The organism is Litoreibacter ponti, from assembly GCF_003054285.1.
In the GTDB taxonomy this organism is placed as follows: domain Bacteria; phylum Pseudomonadota; class Alphaproteobacteria; order Rhodobacterales; family Rhodobacteraceae; genus Litoreibacter; species Litoreibacter ponti.
On the sequence record NZ_QBKS01000003.1, the window covers coordinates 92,820 to 111,655 of the forward strand.

Annotated in this window: 14 protein-coding genes; 9 read left to right on the forward strand and 5 right to left on the reverse strand. The window is 57.4% G+C overall.

The features are described 5' to 3' along the window. The first annotated feature begins 144 nt into the window (after window positions 1-144). On the forward strand, window positions 145-2,088 hold the full coding sequence (locus tag C8N43_RS19265; RefSeq protein WP_107847559.1) for a BTAD domain-containing putative transcriptional regulator: 1,944 nt from the start codon (window positions 145-147) through the stop codon (window positions 2,086-2,088). Here C8N43_RS19265 and C8N43_RS19270 read toward each other — a convergent pair. The 4 genes from C8N43_RS19270 to C8N43_RS19285 all read right to left on the reverse strand — a co-directional run bounded on the left by C8N43_RS19270 (window position 2,076) and on the right by C8N43_RS19285 (window position 7,487). Next, complete coding sequence (locus C8N43_RS19270) at window positions 2,076-2,708, reverse strand: hypothetical protein (RefSeq protein WP_107847561.1); 633 nt, start codon at window positions 2,706-2,708, stop codon at window positions 2,076-2,078. The genes C8N43_RS19265 and C8N43_RS19270 overlap by 13 nt on opposite strands. Then, entirely contained in the window at window positions 2,705-4,129 is a 1,425-nt protein-coding gene (locus C8N43_RS19275) for a peroxidase family protein (RefSeq protein ID WP_107847562.1), read from the reverse strand. The genes C8N43_RS19270 and C8N43_RS19275 overlap by 4 nt, the downstream gene beginning before the upstream one ends. A 72-nt stretch (window positions 4,130-4,201) precedes the next feature. After that, a complete protein-coding gene (locus C8N43_RS19280; RefSeq protein ID WP_158270033.1) occupies window positions 4,202-5,182 on the reverse strand; it encodes a YcaO-like family protein in 981 nt (326 codons plus the stop codon). Between the two features lie 37 nt (window positions 5,183-5,219). Beyond that, window positions 5,220-7,487 carry a hypothetical protein gene (locus C8N43_RS19285; protein ID WP_146174256.1) on the reverse strand — a complete coding sequence of 756 codons (2,268 nt, stop codon included), beginning with the start codon at window positions 7,485-7,487 and terminating at the stop codon, window positions 5,220-5,222. A 125-nt stretch (window positions 7,488-7,612) separates the two neighbouring features. Here C8N43_RS19285 and C8N43_RS19290 point away from each other — a divergent pair, with 125 nt between their 5' ends. From C8N43_RS19290 to C8N43_RS19300, 3 genes are all read left to right on the forward strand, one after another. Continuing rightward, window positions 7,613-9,490, forward strand: coding sequence for a peroxidase family protein (locus tag C8N43_RS19290; RefSeq protein ID WP_146174257.1), 1,878 nt, complete (start codon window positions 7,613-7,615; stop codon window positions 9,488-9,490). 171 nt (window positions 9,491-9,661) lie between these two features. Beyond that, window positions 9,662-10,201 carry a hypothetical protein gene (locus C8N43_RS19295; RefSeq protein WP_107847571.1) on the forward strand — a complete coding sequence of 180 codons (540 nt, stop codon included), beginning with the start codon at window positions 9,662-9,664 and terminating at the stop codon, window positions 10,199-10,201. A 5-nt stretch (window positions 10,202-10,206) separates the two neighbouring features. Beyond that, window positions 10,207-11,163, forward strand: a complete 957-nt coding sequence (locus tag C8N43_RS19300; protein WP_107847573.1) for a hypothetical protein — start codon at window positions 10,207-10,209, stop codon at window positions 11,161-11,163. A gap of 511 nt (window positions 11,164-11,674) precedes the next feature. Here the strand turns inward: C8N43_RS19300 and C8N43_RS19305 are convergent. Beyond that, on the reverse strand, window positions 11,675-12,307 hold the full coding sequence (locus C8N43_RS19305) for a GntR family transcriptional regulator (protein WP_158270034.1): 633 nt from the start codon (window positions 12,305-12,307) through the stop codon (window positions 11,675-11,677). 162 nt (window positions 12,308-12,469) lie between these two features. Between C8N43_RS19305 and C8N43_RS19310 the strand changes: the two genes are divergently transcribed. From C8N43_RS19310 to C8N43_RS19330, 5 genes are read left to right on the forward strand one after another with little or no spacing between them, the layout of a single operon-like run. After that, complete coding sequence (locus tag C8N43_RS19310) at window positions 12,470-14,056, forward strand: thiamine pyrophosphate-binding protein (protein WP_158270035.1); 1,587 nt, start codon at window positions 12,470-12,472, stop codon at window positions 14,054-14,056. Beyond that, entirely contained in the window at window positions 14,056-15,477 is a 1,422-nt protein-coding gene (locus tag C8N43_RS19315) for an aldehyde dehydrogenase family protein (protein WP_107847579.1), read from the forward strand. The genes C8N43_RS19310 and C8N43_RS19315 overlap by 1 nt, the downstream gene beginning before the upstream one ends. Then, complete coding sequence (gene tcuA, locus C8N43_RS19320; RefSeq protein WP_107847581.1) at window positions 15,474-16,871, forward strand: FAD-dependent tricarballylate dehydrogenase TcuA; 1,398 nt, start codon at window positions 15,474-15,476, stop codon at window positions 16,869-16,871. Before C8N43_RS19315 ends, tcuA begins: the two co-directional genes overlap by 4 nt. 19 nt (window positions 16,872-16,890) lie before the next feature. Continuing rightward, on the forward strand, window positions 16,891-18,018 hold the full coding sequence (tcuB, locus tag C8N43_RS19325; protein ID WP_107847623.1) for a tricarballylate utilization 4Fe-4S protein TcuB: 1,128 nt from the start codon (window positions 16,891-16,893) through the stop codon (window positions 18,016-18,018). Beyond that, window positions 18,015-18,809, forward strand: coding sequence for a DUF1932 domain-containing protein (locus tag C8N43_RS19330; protein WP_107847583.1), 795 nt, complete (start codon window positions 18,015-18,017; stop codon window positions 18,807-18,809). The genes tcuB and C8N43_RS19330 overlap by 4 nt, the downstream gene beginning before the upstream one ends. The last annotated feature ends 27 nt before the right edge of the window (window positions 18,810-18,836 follow it).

Below are 18,836 nucleotides of genomic sequence, written 5' to 3' on the forward strand. Positions count from 1 at the left end.
CACTCCATATTTTTCAGAATAAATTCAGTGGCTTCGACCATGCCTGAGCGCCGTAAATGGACCGTGAAAGGATCGTTATTTTGGTCTTTCAGTGGATTTGATGCCAAAAATTGGTAGATTTGAAAGGTGGGGTATGGGGTTAAGATGGACGTTAATACTTTAGAGATTTCTTTACTAAATTCGGTCCCGGAAATACGGTATCGCGGCGACTTGGTGCAACTGAACTCCAAGAAGGCCGAAGCCTTGCTGATCTATATCGCGCTTACGAAGGAGCGCTTTTTCCGGCGTGATTTCCTGGCAATGCTTCTGTGGGAGGATCGCGACCTCAAGCTGGCGCGTGACAATCTCAGACAGACACTGGCGCGTATCAAACGGACCTGCGGAGAACTGCGCCCGGCTATCGAGATACAACGCAGCAAGATTCTGGTGGATGCAAAGTCGGTTGCGAACGATATCCAGACCCTCGTCCTGAAAATCACGGAGCAACCGGAAGACTTGCGCCCGGCGGACTTGAATTTTGAATTTGATCGGATACTCGCACAGTTCGACGAAGTTGGCGAAGCGTTTAGTTCCTGGATTCACGTCGCCCGGCGCACCGCTGAAGACAACATTTCGCAGGGGCTTCTTGGTCTGTTGGCAAAGCCCAATCTTGATCCGAATGCCGGTCTTATGGTGGCGAATGCGCTTTTGCGGATTGATCCGACGAATGAAACAGCCGTGCGTTTCAAAATGCAGAATCTTGCCTTCAGAGGAGAGCCTGCGGTCGCCTTGCGGGCCTATAACGAGCTCTATGATTTGCTAGACAGGGAATATGATGTCGAACCGGCACCGGAGACGATTGATCTGAATGCGGCGATCAAACTGGGATCATTCGCATCGGCGAATGCACCTAGCAATCCGATAATCCACAGACCGGCAAACGACGAGCCACCGCAGATTTTTGTCTCGGACTTTACGGTCTCCAACGACCCTTCGAAATCAAAGATGCTAGCGCAGTTTTTTCGCTCCGAGGTGTTGAGCAACCTGTCACGGTTTCGAGAATGGAGCGTGGTTGATTTTCGCCCGCAAGGCCGGGATTTCTATCAACTGGATTGCCAGATCGCCAGCCGGCAAGATGATATCGAAGCGATTGTGACGGTACGGCGGGATGCTGATGGCCGGATCGTCTGGAGCGAACACTTCATTACCGGATATGACAACTGGCGCACCACGCAATGGCGCATTGCGAGGCAACTGGCCCTGGCAATCAACCTCAGCCTGTCGACAGACCGACTGAAGTCATGTCTGCGAGAACGGCCCGAGGACCGCACGACCTTCGACAAATGGGCCTTGTGCAACGGGCTGAATTCGCAATGGTCGCCTGATGCCATGAACACGGTGATTTCCAACCTTGAAGAGATAGCCAAAACATCACCGCAATTTGGTTTGGCTCATTCGCATCTGGCGGAATATTACAACAAGAGACATCTGGTCTATCCGGGCCTTTTTCGATCCAAGGAAAGTGTCGCGAAGGCGCTTTATCACGCAAAGCAATCCATGGTTCTGGATCCGCTGGACACTCATACGCACCGGGTGCTTGCCTGGGCGCGCACGCTCAACGGCGAATACGATGTGGCGGAGTTTCATTTCCAACAGGCCTTTGATTTGAACCCTGCGAACCTCAATGTCCGGATCTCCTGCGCCTTGGGCTTTGCGTTTCTGGACAATCTAGAGAAGGCCTGTTCGATTGCCGATGAAACCCGCAAGATGTCGGTGCCCTTACAGCCCGTTCACTGGGCCTATATGCAGAACATCTACTTTCTGTCCGGTCGATTGTCTGATGCGAAACAGGCCGGTGACATAGCCGATGATGCTATATTGAATATCCCTGCCTGGCAGGCAACGGTCCTGAAAGAGCAGGGCGACATTGATGGCGCTGAGCGCCAGAAGGCACGGTTTTTCGAGCTGACGCGTCAGAACTGGCATGGTGAGGCGGAACCAGACGATCAGAAAATTCTCGAATGGTTCGCGCAGTGTTTTCCGATCAAGAACACGGAGAAAGTCGAGGGTCTGTTCCGCTTTATGCAGCGATCACCTCAACCACATTGACGGATCGGGTAGGACCCGAGCTGTTCGAAGAACAAACTTTCATCGTCGCCTGCAGCATCCGTTTTCTTCTGTAACTCATCAAGCTCGGTTTCGATGAGAGGCCGCACTTGATCGGCAATGGTGTGTCCCAGTTCCGCTATGATTGCGCTTTCAATACCGGCAGCAAGCTCCCGCGCGCTACCAACAAGTTTCTCAATGTATTTTGGTTCGCCCATCGGCCTCCCCTGAGCGAGGCCGTAGTCCAAAACACTCTGATGCGGAACCGCGATGATGATTTCATCTTCGCCCTCAAAAACGAACCTCACCTTGATATTATCAGTGAGACTGGTGCAAGCTCCCGGGCCAATGATGTCGCCCTCGGACCAGCCACCTGAGGTGTCCTTTTTCACCTTGGTTATGGCGAGCGCATTGCAGATTTTCGTGCCAGCGGCGCTTAAATCAGCATCATCGCTGCCGATAATGCCTTCGAGGTCCATAAAAGGCGTTTCGCCAGTTGGTGGAGACGTGAGTGCCGCATTCGCATTGAAACTCAGGTCCTTTATTGCGTTTCCGATTGCAGACAAATCGGAGGTTTCATCTGTGAGATTGTCCTTACTCTTAATTCGGGTGTAAAAACTCATGCGAGTGCTCCTTTCGTGGATGGCAGTTTTGGCTTCGACTTTCTCATATCTGCGAAGTTTTTCGGGAGACCATCTGCCAATTTCACCAGACGGAGTTGGTCCAGAATCCCGAGGTATTTGTCTCTGACAACCCGGATGTTGGTGTCGAGGAATTGCCTGACGGCAGCAGAGGCTGTCGGACCCAGTGTGCCGGATTCTTGCTCGCAATAACCTTCCGCCAGGAAGGCAAGATGCAAGGGCAGATTTTTCGGCTTTAGCTTGTGATTTGAACCGTGGTTCTGGATGTCTTCGAGCAATTTTTCGACACAAGGAGAGAGATGGCGGTACTTTCCCAGGGTCGAGACCTCGTGCTCTTCCGCGGCGGCTCGGTCCTTCTCGAAGATCGGCTTATCGCCAAATCCTGCCGAGAAACTGGGCGTAAAGGCGGTCTTGTTGACATCTGGATCAAGAAACACATCCCATCTGATCGCCCAATCCACGCTCCAGCTTTCCAAGCTTGCCCGAATTGCGTCGGCCAAAGACGCGGTGTTTTTCCCCAGCTTAAGTCGAGGCTTGCAGGTGTCCCATGCGAGCATGCGCAGCAATGTCTCGCTCTTGGCCCCGTCTTGGAGGTGATATCTGTCTAGGGCCAGGCAATGAAAGGCCCGGAATACGCCCTGGAAGGTGTCTTTTCCGACGGGCGGTCGTCCGATTGACCGGGTGCCGTCACGGCAACAGACTTGATCGCCCAATTCATGCAAGAGGATGTTATGATAGGTCAGAACAGTGAGGGCGCGCGCGGCTTGAAAAGCAACCTCCGGCGCCGAGTATCGCTTTGGGTTAGATGATCTGAGCGCTTTCACCCATCGGTTGTGATAGCTCATGAATTCGGCTGTGATCTGCATCAGGATGGGCTGGTCCGCGTTTCGAGGGTCGGCAAGACGCGGGACCAAATGTTCAAGCGGTATCTTGTTTCTTTTGCCCCACCGCTGGAAGTTGAGCGAGAACGCAGGCAGCGTAACGGTTTGCTCCCATTCGGGGTGGTCATACGAATTCAGAGCGAATTCTGCTGAGGGTTTGCGGCCAAGAAAATCCAAAGGAACATAAAACTGGGGGTCGAGATGGAGGCCCTCCCCGTAAATCGTGTCAAGCGACAGCGGGTTGGTGCGCAAGTTTGAAGGCCTCATTTGCCTGACACGCGCAGGGCTCGCCGATTGAATATCGAACTTCACCGAAAACGCGACATCGTGCGCCATGAGCTGGGCGAGGTATGTCACGATGGGAGAGAATGTCTCGCGTTTATGCAAGCAATGTTCCCGCCATTTCTCGCTTGTGAGAGTGTTGTTCAGGGCCTCGAATTCGGCCGACAGTTTTTCGTCCTTGGGTTTATCTTTGTCTGACGGAATGCTGTCCCAGATACTAAATACTTCACCGTGTCTCATAAGTTCCCCCTCCTCAAATACAACAAAACCAATACCCGTGAATTCAGCGTGAATCGCAAAATATGTAAATGACTATAGAGGCGCGTGGTCGCTTCCTGATCGAAAAGGCGCATGCCTGGGGTTGCGGAACATGGCTCGCCATGTGGGAACGCCGATGCGCGGTGACGTGAGATCTGTCAGAAAAACAGGGACACCCCCGTCCTCCAAACCGCGCCCCAAAAACTGCGGATCCCGGGCAAAACCGGACGGCAAGATGACGTCGTCGATATCGTGGTCTTGCGGTGGTGTATCGCTGAAGAACTTCTGGAGGCGTCTCTGCAATCTGGATGCTCTGTCGCGGTTGGTGCCGGGCTCAATCTTGTCACCGTCTATCTGACCACGCACCAGATCGGCTGTTTCAAGTTCAACGCTTAGCAACTCCTCCAGCGCACCGTAGAGGGCGGCGAAGGGATTGGTATCAGCGGCGAAACCTATTGCGAGTTGCCTGCCTGAAAGATCGCTGCCGAGCGCGCCGATTACGTAGCTGCCCGGTGGAGCGGTCAAAAACAGGAACCGGGTCCTCCGCGCCAAAGGTGCCTGGCCGCGGAGGCGTGCCACCAAGGGCGTGATGTTCAGCCGGTCACAGGTGGTCTGCGGAAGCCACTGCGTAGGAGTGCTGCCTTTCCACCAGTCTTCGATAGCGCGCCGTTCGCATAATTCGAGAAGCGCACGATACTTCGCCTCACGAGCGATATTGTGGGTGGCCGTGCCATGGCTGCTCAGGGGCCTGTCATCGCCGTAATAGAGGGCCGGGTCGATTTCATGTCTGTTGCCAGAAACAGGATCGACACAGGTCCAACTCTGCTGACTGCTTGCTGTGAGCAGGCTAGCCCTTTCGACGGCTTCGCCGAGCAGGCGCTGCTCTGCACCGCGACGGGTCCGTCCCTTCCCACTTACGTAGACAGGAGGATAGGTAGGCACTTTCCACCCGGGTTTGAGGCGGGCTGCACAGACGTGAAAGTTCCGCGCATAGGGGCTTGCAAACCATCGCGTGCCCTCGATCTCCTGCTTCATGCGTGTTACCATTTAAACTCTCTAACATTCGGCTTTATCAGTTTCCGGTTTCTGCGACCTCCTCGGCGTAGGCGGGTTCTGCTTTCGCAAATACAGGGTTTTGGTCAAGGGCACATACGAGGACTTCGACAGCCCGGGGCGAGGGATGTCCGGTGTTGCGCAGCCGTTCCCCAAGTCCGAAAGCGACGATGTCGAAGCCGTATTTCTCCAATGCCAGTTTCGCGAGGTGCGTTGGTTCGGCCAAGGGAGCATCAAAAATTGCCCGCAAGAGCCTCTTTTTGACCCATTCAGCCCGCTGCTCGGACAATCTGATGTTCGATGCGGGGTCGCCCGTGTAGCTTGCGCCGCCCTGCAATACCACGAGGCGTCGTTCCTTGATGGGACTTTCCGTTGCGGCGCGAAACGTTGCGACAAGCTCTTGCAGGCCCGGGTCTTTTGGGCTGCGCGTCGCACCCTCCCGGAACTCAACGAAATGCCGAAGCGCGGCAGGGGATGACAGACATTCGCGCAATTCGACAGTCCGGCGACGTCGCAGGAAATCGGTCAGAACGCTGCTTGGCGGAGTGGTAATGCCTTCCCGGATCAGATCAACGAGTTCCGGCGCCTCGCCCAGACCGCCAGTGCCCGAAGTGCGGGGCAGGGTCTGAACCGTATCTTCCAATGCCTGCAGGCGCCCCCAGACGTAACGCCATCCGAAATCGTTCCGTTCAAGTGTCTCTATCCGACTGGACAGGTGCAGGACGGTGGTGCGGGATCGCTCCAGATTGGCACTGAAGACGGCCCGAGTTTCGGTGCTGGCAGTGTGCAGTTCGGCAAATCTGGTGAGTTGCTGGGTAACCGCGTCGCCGAGTTCGGTCACTCGCCGCTCGGATGACCAGACTTTGCCGGCGAGTTTCACGTTTTCGCGGGACAAGCCGTTTAAGTCGCGTTCGGATCGGGCCAAACGTTCCCGGACATCTGCCAGCCCGTCCGAGATATTCGCCCGAAATCGGTTCAGGCCCGAAAACTCGGAATGGCCGTGAGGTGCTGAAGACGTCGTTCCATTCGAGTTGGACGCCACATTGCGGAACCACCAATGGAATCTGTCCTGTGTTCTAGAGAGTGTTGCACGCAGGTCGGCCACATCGCCCTGCAGAGCGACAAGTTCGGGAGGGGGCGCTTCGGATTGGGACCCTGGATGAGGACATTTCGGCAACGGTCTTCCCTGCGCCTCTGGCGCTTCAGTGGCACCCTGGGAGGCGATGCTGCATGCCGTGAATTCCAAGATCGAGGTTCTGCGGATCAGGACCCGTTTTTCGATTTCGCCGATGGGGGCCAGCAAGGCCCAGTTTCCGAAGTCACCAACATAGAAGACTAGGTCTGTTTGTAATGTGCGATCACCCGATTGTGCGCTGGTCGCCGAGAGTGGCAGATGGGTTGCGCTTCCCGCGGTATTGGTGAGCGTCACCGTTCCAGGTCGAAATTCCTGGACGAATATCTTCAAGAACTTCTGTTTCGCTTGGTCGAGGTAAGCTCCGTACCACGGGGGTCCTTGGTCCAGCTTTCCTATCTTGTCAGCGAGCCCATGTTCGGGCGGGGAGGCTGTGCGCAAAAGAAATTGATCGGATATGGTTTCTGCTTTTTCTTCGACACTGGCCATGACGCGCGTTTGTTGAACGGCAACAGAAGTTGCCACGGCGCAAATCAGAATGGCGCGCAGGCTTGCTGCCCGCCAGGACTTTTCTTCCCAGGACCAAAAAACCCGCCGTCCCCTGTGCCACGTACGCGAGAGCTTGGCCCATACCGTTTTTCTTCTTTCCGACACGTCTTCTTTAGCGCGCTGATACCCTCGCTCTCTTTCGCGAATGCGGCGCGCCAGCTCTGGCTCGACCCGGTCAAACCAGGTGGCAGGTTGATCTTCGCCAGGGGATCGAGACAGCTTTTTCAGCGCTTTTCGAGCGGCAACCGCAAGTTCCCGTATGAGGGCCAAGGCCCCGCGATTGAGAAAAACGAGCGTGAACCGCCAAACTCGCGTGAACAATGCGATCCCCGCGACGACCAGCGAGACGAGGATACAGGTCAAAACGAGTATGGCTATGACGTTTCCTGAAAACACAATTATGAGAAATGTGTTCCGGATCGCTGTATCGACGATGTCGAAACCGTCCATTGTCAATGCAATGGGAAGATCAAGGTTCAAGCGTTTCAGGACCTCGAAAAGATACAGGACAAGGGCAGCCAAAGCGCTGACCAGGGTGACTGCGCCAAGTGACAACGGCCCCACCCGAAATTCACTCGGTGTTTGTCCGCTTCTGGAATCTGACATTTGAAACCTCTCGTGTTCTGAAAAACGGCTTTTCTAATGCGGATGACCTTTGCAGGCGCCCGTGAACCGATCGTGAAAGCGCCCTACACGACGCCCCCTCAGAGAAGCTGTCCGTCCCCAATTGCGTGTTCACGACGCGGTCACGAACCGCTCACGGGGGCGTGGGAATCCGATCTTCAGCGATTTTTCGCGGACAGACTGATTCAGAATCGGAGAGGAATATGATTTTTCTAAATGGACACGGACGGACAGCGGTGCCGGACGGGGATGTGGGTTCGGCATCTTACAGCGGGGTTAAGACCAGCCCGGTTTCGCAGGTTTGCGGATTTTGCGACTATTCTGACTACGGCGATCCCGAATTCGGCCCTTTCGGATACCTTGCCCCGGATGCGCAGGAGTGGACGCATCAAGACGGGCTGACCCAAAAGCTGGACGATTTGGCGGACGCGATGATCGAAGATGTCGCGGCACCGGACCAGGATTCGTATATCCCCCCGGTTTTCACGTATCTGGGCCAGTTCATTGACCATGACATTACGGCGAATACGGACCGCGATACCGGACTTTCCACCATTGAGCATGACGAGGTTGTTCCAGTTCCTCGCAAAGAGGTGGTGGGTGGCCTTGGCAATCTTCGCGCGGGCTCACTGAACCTTGACAGTCTTTATGGCGGCGGGCCCGTTCAGGGGCCCTTCGCGCAAAAACTCCGCCGCTGGCTCAGGTTTCCCGATGACCCGGCCAAGTTGTGGGCCGGCACCCTGTCGGATGTCGGCTTTGGTTCTGTTCCGCTTCCCGATGATATTGCGGGCGATCTTCTGCGGGTCGGACGTGTCCTGAAATCCGGGTTGGTGTCGGAGGATGAGCTGAAGGCATTGCCGGACCACCTGCGGGAGATGTTTGTCAATGCAGACGGAACCATCAAAGAGCAGCGCGCGATCATCGGTGATGCCCGTAACGACGAAAACCTTGCCGTAGCGCAGGTGCATCTGGCTTTTGTGCGGCTTCACAACAAGATCGTCGATGAAGCCCACAAGCATGTGAAGGATCCGACGGACCGCGATGCGGTTTATGCCTGGGCCCAGAAGATGGTGCGGTGGCATTACCAGTGGCTTGTCGTAAACATCTATCTGCCCGCGGTCTGCGATGACCGGATCGTGGATGCCGTAAAGGCCGCAGGCGCGCCGCTTTACAAAGCGTTTTTCGACCGTGTCGGGCGATCGGCAAAAGACCTGATGCCGATGCCGCTGGAATTCTCCGTAGCGGCATTTCGGTTCGGCCATTCCATGGCGCGTGCAAGTTATGACTGGAACCGGTTCTTCGGACGTCCCGTTGGAAGCACCGCTCCGTTTGCCGATCAAGCAAGCTTTGTGCAATTGTTCCAGTTCACAGGCGACGCAACCGAACCGATGCCGGTGCCGGGACAGGACAATGCCGGATCGCTCCCGAGCCACTGGCCGGTCGAGTGGGACCGGTTCGCACTGCCCGTTTCAGCCGCGACGCCTGACCGTTCTGCGAGACGGATCGACACCAATCTCGCGCCTCCCCTGCTTGACATGATCAATCAGCCGGAGGGGCTGTTTCGGAACCTCGCGAAACGAAATCTGCGCCGGGGTCTGCGCCTGAACATTCCAAGTGCGCAGGATTGTATCGATGCGGTCGAGGCTGCGACGAAAATGCGGGTCCCCCGGCTTTCGGCGGAACAACTGTCCGAGGGCAGCGCGGGCCCCGCCATTGAAGCGGGTGGTTTCACTGAAAAAACCCCGTTGTGGTTCTATGTTCTGCGCGAAGCCGAAGTCCTGGGCACCCGGGGTCGTCTGGGGCCGCTGGGCAGTGTCCTCATCGCAGAAACGCTGTGTGGACTCGTTGTGCAGGACCCGTCGAGCTATTGGTGGCAATCCGGCTCTGATGACCAAAAACGCTGGCATCCGGCGGATGGCGTGAAACCGGGCGGGCATGTGATTGACAGCCTGCCGGACATGCTACGCGCGGCAGGCCTGCTTTAGGCGGTCGCGACAGCAACGATCTGCCGCCGGGACGTATCCGTGTTTTCAATCAACGAGTTTCCGGCGGCAGTCAGCCGCGGCGCTTGGGGTGGCCTCCCACGCCTCAAGTGCCACGGTCCTTCTGAAGTCCCGACTTCGGCAAACGAAATATTCGAACGAGGAAAAACCCCGATGATAAGAACTCTGATTTTTGCCCTGATGGCGGCATCTACGACGGCGTGCGCCTACAATTACGCCGTTCCGATCACAGATGCGAACCGCAAATCCCCTGGTATCCGGGTCTATGGGACCAAGCCTCTTCTGCAGGTTTCCGCCTCGGAGGTTAAGGTGCTGTTTGTCCCCAATTACAACGAGGAATACGCCCTGCGCTTTGGTGCTTTTCTGGCCAAGAACGATGTGAATATTCAGCTTGGACCCTCGCAGACCTTGCAGAGCATCACAGCCAAACCCGACGGAACGGCACTGGTTACCGGGTTGCTGGATTTCGCCAAAGAGGCGGTCAAACAGGGCGCCGATGACCTGGGAGATGCCCTGTTCTCCGGGCGGACGGCGGGCGAGGTTCAGGTCTATGACATCATCTTCAACCCGGACGGCAGCATTCGCGAATTGCGACCGCTTATCGGGCCGGATGCGCGGTTCAAATCGCTCGACCGCCCGGGGTTTCCGACCAACCCCGATCAGGGTGGCGACATTGGACCGCTTCCGGAGTAAGGCTGATGACCCGTATCCCTGTCCAGACCCTGCGACGCTGCCTGCCGCGGATCGAGCAATTTTATCGACAGACGCCGGGCCTGTTGCTGGTCGGATTGGCGGAAAAGGAGGTGGCGGGTTCGCGCGCGGGTATCCTTGCGGTGGTATTCGTGGTCCGGAAGAAACGGGCAAACCCGAAGGTCTGCCTTCCAAGCTCTGTCGAACTTTCGCGATTTGATCCGGCGTTGCCCAAGGAGAGCCGCGTCGCGACCGACGTCGTGGAGCGCAAGATGGATGAAGCGCTGCTGACAATCGACGGGGCTGACATCATTCGATCAGAAAAGCTGCTGGATCATGGAACGCTTGGCCTTGTTCTGGACACCAGGGATGGCAGCGGGCGTGTCTGGGGCATTACCAATGCGCATGTTTTGGCGCCCCCCGAAGCTGATGTGCGCACCCATCAGGTGGAGTCCAATTCCTTTTCACCGATGCGCATTATCGGACAGGTTTTTGCGCATTCCAGGCTCAAAACGTCGCGGCAAAATACCGTTGATCTGGCGCTGATTGACGTGGATGAGCGCTTATCGAACGCGCCGTTGGCTGTTCAGGGTGCCGTGCAAAGGCTGGCGGGGTTCCGGACTGTGAGCGAGGCCATGCAGGGTGGGTCCCGTCGACAGTTCAGCTACCGCAGCAACGGGCAGGAGGTTATCTGCCACAAACCTAAACTGCTGATGCGCAAACGCCTTCGTCACCCCGATGGAACGCCGCTTGAGTTCGTCTCTTTCTACCAATTGGATGTCTCGCCCGCATCGCCGGACCGACCCAGAGGGGGACATTCCGGGTCGCTGCTGCTGACAAGTATCGGCGACCGTAGCTATGGTGCCGGTTTGGTCTTTGCTGGAAGTGCGAACTCTGTACTTGTTTATGGGTGGAGCACGATCCGTGGCCATCTGAGAAGGTGGGTGCCGGGCATCGGAAGCTGAATGACGTGTATCGCTATCACTTCGGTGTTCCTGTATACCTCGATAATCATGAATAGAACGAGGATGTGTTGTTGTTGGCCTATGTCCTTGAGACTGTGCCGTTGGGCTGGCCGCTGAAAAGTAAGTTCTCATAGCTACGAAGCTATATCCAGATAAAGGAATCCTAAAGCTTCTGAGTGAGCTCAAACTTACGTTGACAGCAGGCGATATTTTGCTTCAGCGAGCGGCTAGCCGTCCATAGTGGGTTGGCGGTTTAACAGCAGATTTCTGGAGAATCGATTCCGCCAGCGGATCAAAGCGAGCGTCGCTACTTCTTTCGGCGGGCGGGAAGCGGAAGTTCGCTGCGGTCGCAAAAAGCTGGCTACAACTATTCGTTAGCGGACATTCAGGCATGGACCGTTCGAACTATTGCTCGCCTTTGATCAAAAGATGCAGAGCGCGAGCACGTGTTGCAAAAGATAGATACCAAAAAGGCAGTCAATCAACCCAGTTAACGCTTGAAGCGTATTGTTCACCGTTGGTCTTCAAAAATTATGGTCAAGCGAGCAGCATGGGCTGCTCGAATATGTGCGCGTGCGGCGTTCTCAGCCTTCGCCGCGTCGCCCTCGGACATTGCATCAAGGATTTTTCGGTGTTCGGCAATGGCTTCGGCCTTTCGGCTCTCAAGGCCAAGGGTTGACCGGCCAAGAAGGGCCATGGATAGATCGAGGCTATCGATCATTTCCACGAGGTAGCGGTTATGAGCGCTTTGGCAGAGGGTGTGGTGAAACACCTTATTGAGCCGGGAGGCTTCCGCCACATCGTCCTTGGCTGCGTCTTGCACTTCTAGTAACTCATAAAGGGCCTTCAACTCGACCGTTGACATCTGCCGCGTCGCCATCGCCGCGGCCGTGCCCTCCAGCACTTCGCGGATCTTGTAAAGCTCGGACACCGATTGATAGTCGAGCTGCCGAACGACTGCTCCCTTGTTGGGTTCTTGAGTCAAAAGTCCGTCGCTCTTCAGTCTGTGAAACGCCTCGCGCACTGGGGTGCGGGACAATCCAAGGCTCTCGGCGATTTCAACCTCGCGCATCTTCTGCCCGGGCTTCAGATCGCCGCTTATAATTCGGTCATGCAGGATCTTGTAGGCGTCATCCGCGGTCATCCGACCTTTTGCCATGGGTATTTTACTCTCTCTTGTTCCACCGCACTTTGCACATCGTACCTCTAAGTGGCAGCCAAAAAGATGTTGTATTGCAATGTATACAAAACAATACAATAAAGGACAGAAGCGAATCTGAGCGAAGGTAAGAGCCCCTGTATGAATGTGTCAGAGTTGATAGCAGAGACGCTGAAGGCGGCCGGGACCGGACCGGTCTTCGGATATCCGGGCGATCCGTCGGTGGAGTTCCTCGAGGGTTGCCGCAAGGTGGGCGTCGATTTCGTATTGGGACGGCGGGAAGGCACGGCTGGCCTGATGGCTGAAGCATGGGGCATGCTTTCCGGCAAGCCGGGCGTGGCCCTGTCAACTCTTGGGCCTGGCTCAACAAATTTGGTCAATGCGGTCGCGAACGCATATCTTGACCGGACCCCAATGATCGCCATTTCAGGGCAAATCGACACCAAGCGTCAGCCCACATTCACGCACCAGGTTGTCGATCAGCACGCCCTTTTTGCGCCGGTTTCGAAATACGTGGCTAGCGTTGCCCCAAACTGCGCAGGGCAGGTGATGCGCAAGGCGTTGAGGGTCGCGGCGGCGCCGCGCCCCGGGCCGGTGCATTTGTCCACTCCAGCTGACTATGTCGGGGCAGAGGTTTTAGACAGCGACATCACGTTGCCACCTAGCGGTACGGTGCATCATGGCCTGACCGTGGTTGGCGATCAGAGCCCGCAGCACGCTATCCGGCAGGCGAAACGGCCGCTAATCCTGTTCGGCATTTCCGCCATGCAAAGTGACGCCGGGCCGGAGATCGTAGCGCTTGCAGAGAAGATCGGTGCGGCGATTGTTGCGTCCCCCATGGCCAAGGGAACGGTTGCAGAAGATCTCCCGCTTTTTGCGGGCACTCTTGATATGGCGTGCAATGACCTGATGTGGGATTTCGTCAACGGCGCGGACCTTGTGTTGAACATCGGGTTCGACGCGGTCGAGCTTATCAAGCCATGGACCGTGACATCGCAGGTCATCCATATCGACTGCGTTCCCAACACCGACCAAATCTACGCCGCGGACATCGAAGTGATTGGCCCGGTGAAAGAGGCCGTCGCTGCCTTGACCGACGATCTTGAGAGTCAGTCGGGATATGACCTTTCAGACGTAAACACGCACCGCGCGGATTTGCAGCAGGCGTTCGATGCCGGACGGGTTTCTGGCGTGATGAACCCGTCTGACGTAATCCGAACCGCCCAGGGGGTTGTTGCACCAGACGCCATCGTCACAACCGATGTTGGCAGCCACAAGCTGCTGGTCGGGCAGGGGTGGCGCCCCTCTGGCCCCCGTAAGCTCTTGATGACCAATGGCTTGTCCTCGATGGGGTTTTCCCTTCCCGCCGCCATTGCGGCCAAAATCTATGCGCCAGAGACCGAAGTGATCTGTTTCACAGGCGACGGGGGGCTGGCTATGGTGCAGTCAGAGCTGCGGCTTGCGGCGTCCATGGGGCTCGGGATCAAGGTTGTGGTCTTCCTTGACCAGTCTCTCAACCGCATTGAGTTGAAGCAGATGGCCCGGCAATTCGCCTCCACCGGGACGGTCATCGAAGAGACCGACACCGAGAAGATGGCGCAATCCATGGCGTGCAACGGAATAGTGGTCGAAACCGAGACCGCGTTGGCAGAAGCGCTTGGCTCAGACACCGGGAATGTGCCGCTTGTGATCGGCGCACGGATTAGCCCTCGGCAATACGAGGCGCAGTTCTGATGGCGGGAATAGGCGACATACCGACGGGGCTGTTTCGTGGAAACGCGTTTTACGAAACGCAGGCCAGCTTTGCAGTGTTGAACAAGTACGACCAGACCGAAATCGCTAACGTTTCCGAGTCCGGGGCCGAAGATGTAGATACCGCTTTGGCCCAGGCGGTGGGCTATTCTCGCGCTCCCCTTAAGCCTTACGCCCGCTACGAGATTCTGACGCGCGTGCGCGACATGGTGACGGAGCGGCGCAAGTTGTTCCAGGCGGCGATGACGGCGGAGGCAGGCTTTCCAATCAAGGACGCCAATGGCGAAATTGACCGCGCCGTACAAACGCTGACCCTTTCGGCCGAAGAGGCCAAACGACTGTCTGGCGAATTCGTGCCTTTCGGCGGTGCGCCAACGGGTGGGGGCCGCATTGGCTTTACCATGCCCTTGCCGATTGGAATTGTCGTGGCCATCACGCCCTTCAACGCGCCGCTGAATACGGTCTGCCACAAGGTGGGCCCCGCATTTGCGGCAGGCAATGCCGTCGTGCTTAAGCCCTCGGACAAAACCCCGCTGACCGCCAACCTGCTAGCACAATGCTTTGCCGAGGCAGGCGCGGCCGATGGTGCTTTGGCTGTGCTTCATGGGGGGATCCCCGTGGCGCAGGCGCTTTTGGCGGACAGTCGTCCAGATTTCTATGCTTTCACGGGCTCAACCGGGGCCGGGCGTGCCATACAGGCAGCGGCAGGTTTGCGTCGGACGCAGATGGAGCTTGGCTCCATCGCCGCGACCATCGTTCTCGCGGATACCGATATCGCAAGTGCCGCCGCAAAATCCGCCGCCGCCTCTTTCAGGAAGGCGGGGCAGGTTTGCACGTCGATACAGTTGCTCATGGTTGAAGAGCCAGCGCATGCCGAATTTAGAGACGCCTATCTTGCAGAGGCGGAGCGCCTCGTTACGGGCGACCCCGCAGATGCGGACACGGATGTAGGCCCAATGATTTCGGTTGAAGCGGCGGATCGTGTGACGCGGATGCTTGAAGGTCAGCGGCTGCTGCTCGGTGGCGGGCGCGATGGTGCGGTGATGCAGCCTACCATCATCGACAACCCGCAGCCAGATGCCGAGGTGATGACGAAAGAGATCTTCGGCCCGGTGTCCTGCCTTTTGCCCATTGCAAGCGTCGAGGAGGCAATCGCGCGTGTGAACACCACCCCATACGGGCTGGCGAGTGGGATATTCACCAATGATTTGCAACGCGCCATGAGCGCGGCACTCGCCCTTGACGTTGGCGGCGTTCATATCAATGAGACCTCGTCCTCGCGTGTTGATCTCATGCCCTATGGTGGCACCAAGGATAGCGGCTTCGGGCATGAGGGGCCGAAATACGCGATCCGTGAGATGATGAAGGAAAAGCTGGTGACGATTTCGGGTTTGCCGGTGTGACCTACGATGTCTTGATTGCAGGTGGCGGCAATGCCGCCTTGTGTGCGGCGATCTCTGCCGCCAAAGGCGGGGCCTCTGTTTGCATCGTAGAAGCTGCACCCAAGGCGTGGCGCGGTGGGAACACGCGCCATACTCGCAATTGCCGGCTGGCCCATGACGAGGGTAACGGCATCCTGACCGGTCCCTACCCGGTCGAGGAATACATGGAGGACCTCATGCGCGTGACCAAGGGCGTCACGGATGAGGAGCTTGCCGCCTTGACGCTCGAACGCTCCAAAGAAGTGTGGGATTTCCTGGCCGAGAATGGCGTGCATTTCCAGCCGTCGCTGGGCGGCACCTTGTCACTTGGCAGGACCAACGCGTTCTTCATGGGGGGCGGTCGGTCCATGTTGAACGCGCTCTATCGCACTGCAGAGGATCTTGGTGTCGTCGTGTATTATGACGCCGCTGTCACCGGCTTAGAGATCGAAGACGGCTTCTTCCTTGCCGCAGATGTAACGCATGGCTGGGATGGCGACAGCCCCAAGGCCGACCGTATCGAGGCCCGCGCCTTTGTTGCGGCGGCGGGCGGCTTTGAAGCGAATATCGAATGGCTGACCGAGGCATGGGGCCCTGCAGCGCAGAACTTCCTGATCCGCGGCACACCGTACAACACCGGCGGTTTGCTGCGCTTATTGATGGATGCAGGCGTGCAGACGACGGGCGAGCCGGATCAATGCCACGCGGTCGCTGTCGATGGCCGCGCGCCAAAGTTTGACGGTGGGATCGTAACCCGCCTTGACTGCGTCCCGTTCGGCGTTGTGCTCAACGCGGACGCCAAACGGTTCTATGATGAGGGTGAGGATTTCTGGCCAAAGCGCTATGCCATCTGGGGGCGGCTTGTTGCAGCGCAGCCCGATCAGGTTGGCCATGTCATCATTGATGCAAAGTCCTTTGACCTTTTCATGCCGTCGGTCTTCCCGCCTGAAACAGCCAACACGCTCGAGGAGCTTGCCACAAAGATCGGGCTCGATCCCGAGCAGATGCGCCAAACGGTAGACACCTTTAACGCGGCCTGCGTGCCCGGTGCATTCGACCACACCGTTCATGACGAATGCCACACAGAAGGTTTGGAGCCGCCGAAATCACACTGGGCGCGACCCATCTCGGAGCCGCCCTTTTACGCCTATACACTCAGGCCGGGCATCACCTTCACGTATATGGGGGTCAAGGTGAACCGCGATGCACGCGTTGTGATGGAGAACGGCACAGTCAGCCCCAATCTTTTTGCCGCGGGAGAGATCATGGCAGGCAACATTCTGGGGCAGGGGTACCTCGCCGGGATCGGTATGACCATTGGCAGCGTCTTCGGGCGCATCGCAGGCACGGAGGCCGCGCGCCATGTCAGAAATTGATCTTGCCGCGCTGACGCAAATGAACCGGGAAGAGGTGGCGCGCCAGATGGCGGTCTGCAATGCATGCCGCTACTGCGAAGGCTTATGCGCTGTCTTCCCAGCCATGGAACTGCGCCGAACTTTTGCGGCAGGCGATGTCGACTACCTTTCGAACCTTTGTCACAATTGCGGTGCTTGCTACCACGACTGCCAATACGCCCCGCCGCATGAATTTGCGATCAATGTGCCAAAGGCGATGGCGGATCTGCGCGAGGACACCTATGCCACCTACGCATGGCCAGCCGCTGCGCAACATCTCTTTCAGCGCAACGGCTTTGTCATCGCGCTGTCCTTGGTTCTGGCCGTGGCCGCTTTCATCGCCGGTTTTGTAGCGGTGTCTGATCCCGCGGCGCTCTTTGCCAGCGGAACTGAGGCGGGCGCCTTTTACCGTGTCATGCCACACAACATGATGGTCGTGATCTTTGGTGGTGCATTTCTCTTTGCGATCCTCAGCATTGCGATCGGCGTCACCCGATTCTGGCGGGCCGCCGGACCCATGCCCGTTACACTGAGGTCGCTTTGGCGCGCTGCCAAAGATGCAGGGAAATTGCGCTATCTCGACGGGGGCGGCATGGGCTGCATGAACGAGAACGAGCACCCCAACGACAAGCGCAGGCTTTACCACCATCTGACCTTCTACGGCTTCTTGCTTTGTTTCGCGTCAACGAGCACGGGCACCCTGTTTCACTATGTGTTGGACTGGCAGGCCCCTTATCCGTGGTGGACGCCCGTCAAAATCTTCGGCGTACTTGGAGGCATCGGACTGGTCGCCGGGCCGATTGGGCTGATGATTGAAAAGCGCAATCGCTTGCAGGTGTTAAAAAGCGAAGATCAGGGGTTTGGGGCCGCGTTTCTCTGGATCCTGCTGTTGCTTGGCCTTTCGGGGCTAGTTTTGACCGCTTTTCGTGCCACCCCGGCTATGGGCCTGCTCCTGGCGCTGCATTTGGGCGTGGTGTTCGCCTTCTTTGTCACAATGCCATACGGCAAGTTCGTCCACGGCATCTATCGCTTCGCGGCGCTGATGCGGCATGCGCACGAGCAATTTGCCGAACATGGCGAGCAGGTGCCACCGCCCAAGCAGCCGCTGCCACGACAGCCCGCGGAATGAGGGTCGGCGTCCTGGGATATGGCGAGGCGGGTCCCTTCTTTGCCAGGCAGCTTCGCGCCTCCGGTCTCGATGTCTGCGCTTATGACATCCTCTTGGGCCAATCGCAGGACCGCGCGGGCCTGCAGGCACGTCTGAAAGAGGATGGAATCTGTGCCGCCGCCTCTGCGATTGACCTCGCAGAGAGGTCGGACCTGATCCTCTCAACGGTGACGGTTGCCAATGCCGAGTCGGCTGCGTTGAGCTTAGGTCCGTTGAAGGGAAAGACCTTCGTAGACTTGAACTCAATCGGGCCGGAGACCAAAACCCGGATCGCCCATCACGTGATCGCACAAGGCGGTAACTTCACGGCTGGCGTGGCCATGGACACGGTTCCCCAGCGTGGCGTTCGGGTCCCTTTGTTATTGTCTGGCCCATCGGCAGAACTGACGGCCTGTATGCTGGACGATCATGGCCTGAACGTGCGTGCGGTCGGTACGCAATACGGTCTGTCAGCGCAGATCAAACTGACACGCTCGATCTTCATCAAAGGCTTTGAGGCAGTCTTTGTTGAGGCGATGGATATCGCTGAGGAGACCGGGACATGGGCCGAGGTCTGCGGGTCTTTATCCGATACCTTTCCAGGCTTCGATTGGGCGGAGCTGGTGCCTTACCACATTGCCCGCGTGAAGGCGCATGGCGAACGGCGTGCGCAGGAGATGCTTGAATGCGCCTCAATGATCAAAGCCGCAGGACTCGACGCTGCCTTGACCCGCGCTATCGCGGCCAAACATCGCAGCACCGCAAACCGTTAAGCGAGGCCGTACCCGCCCCGCAGCTTC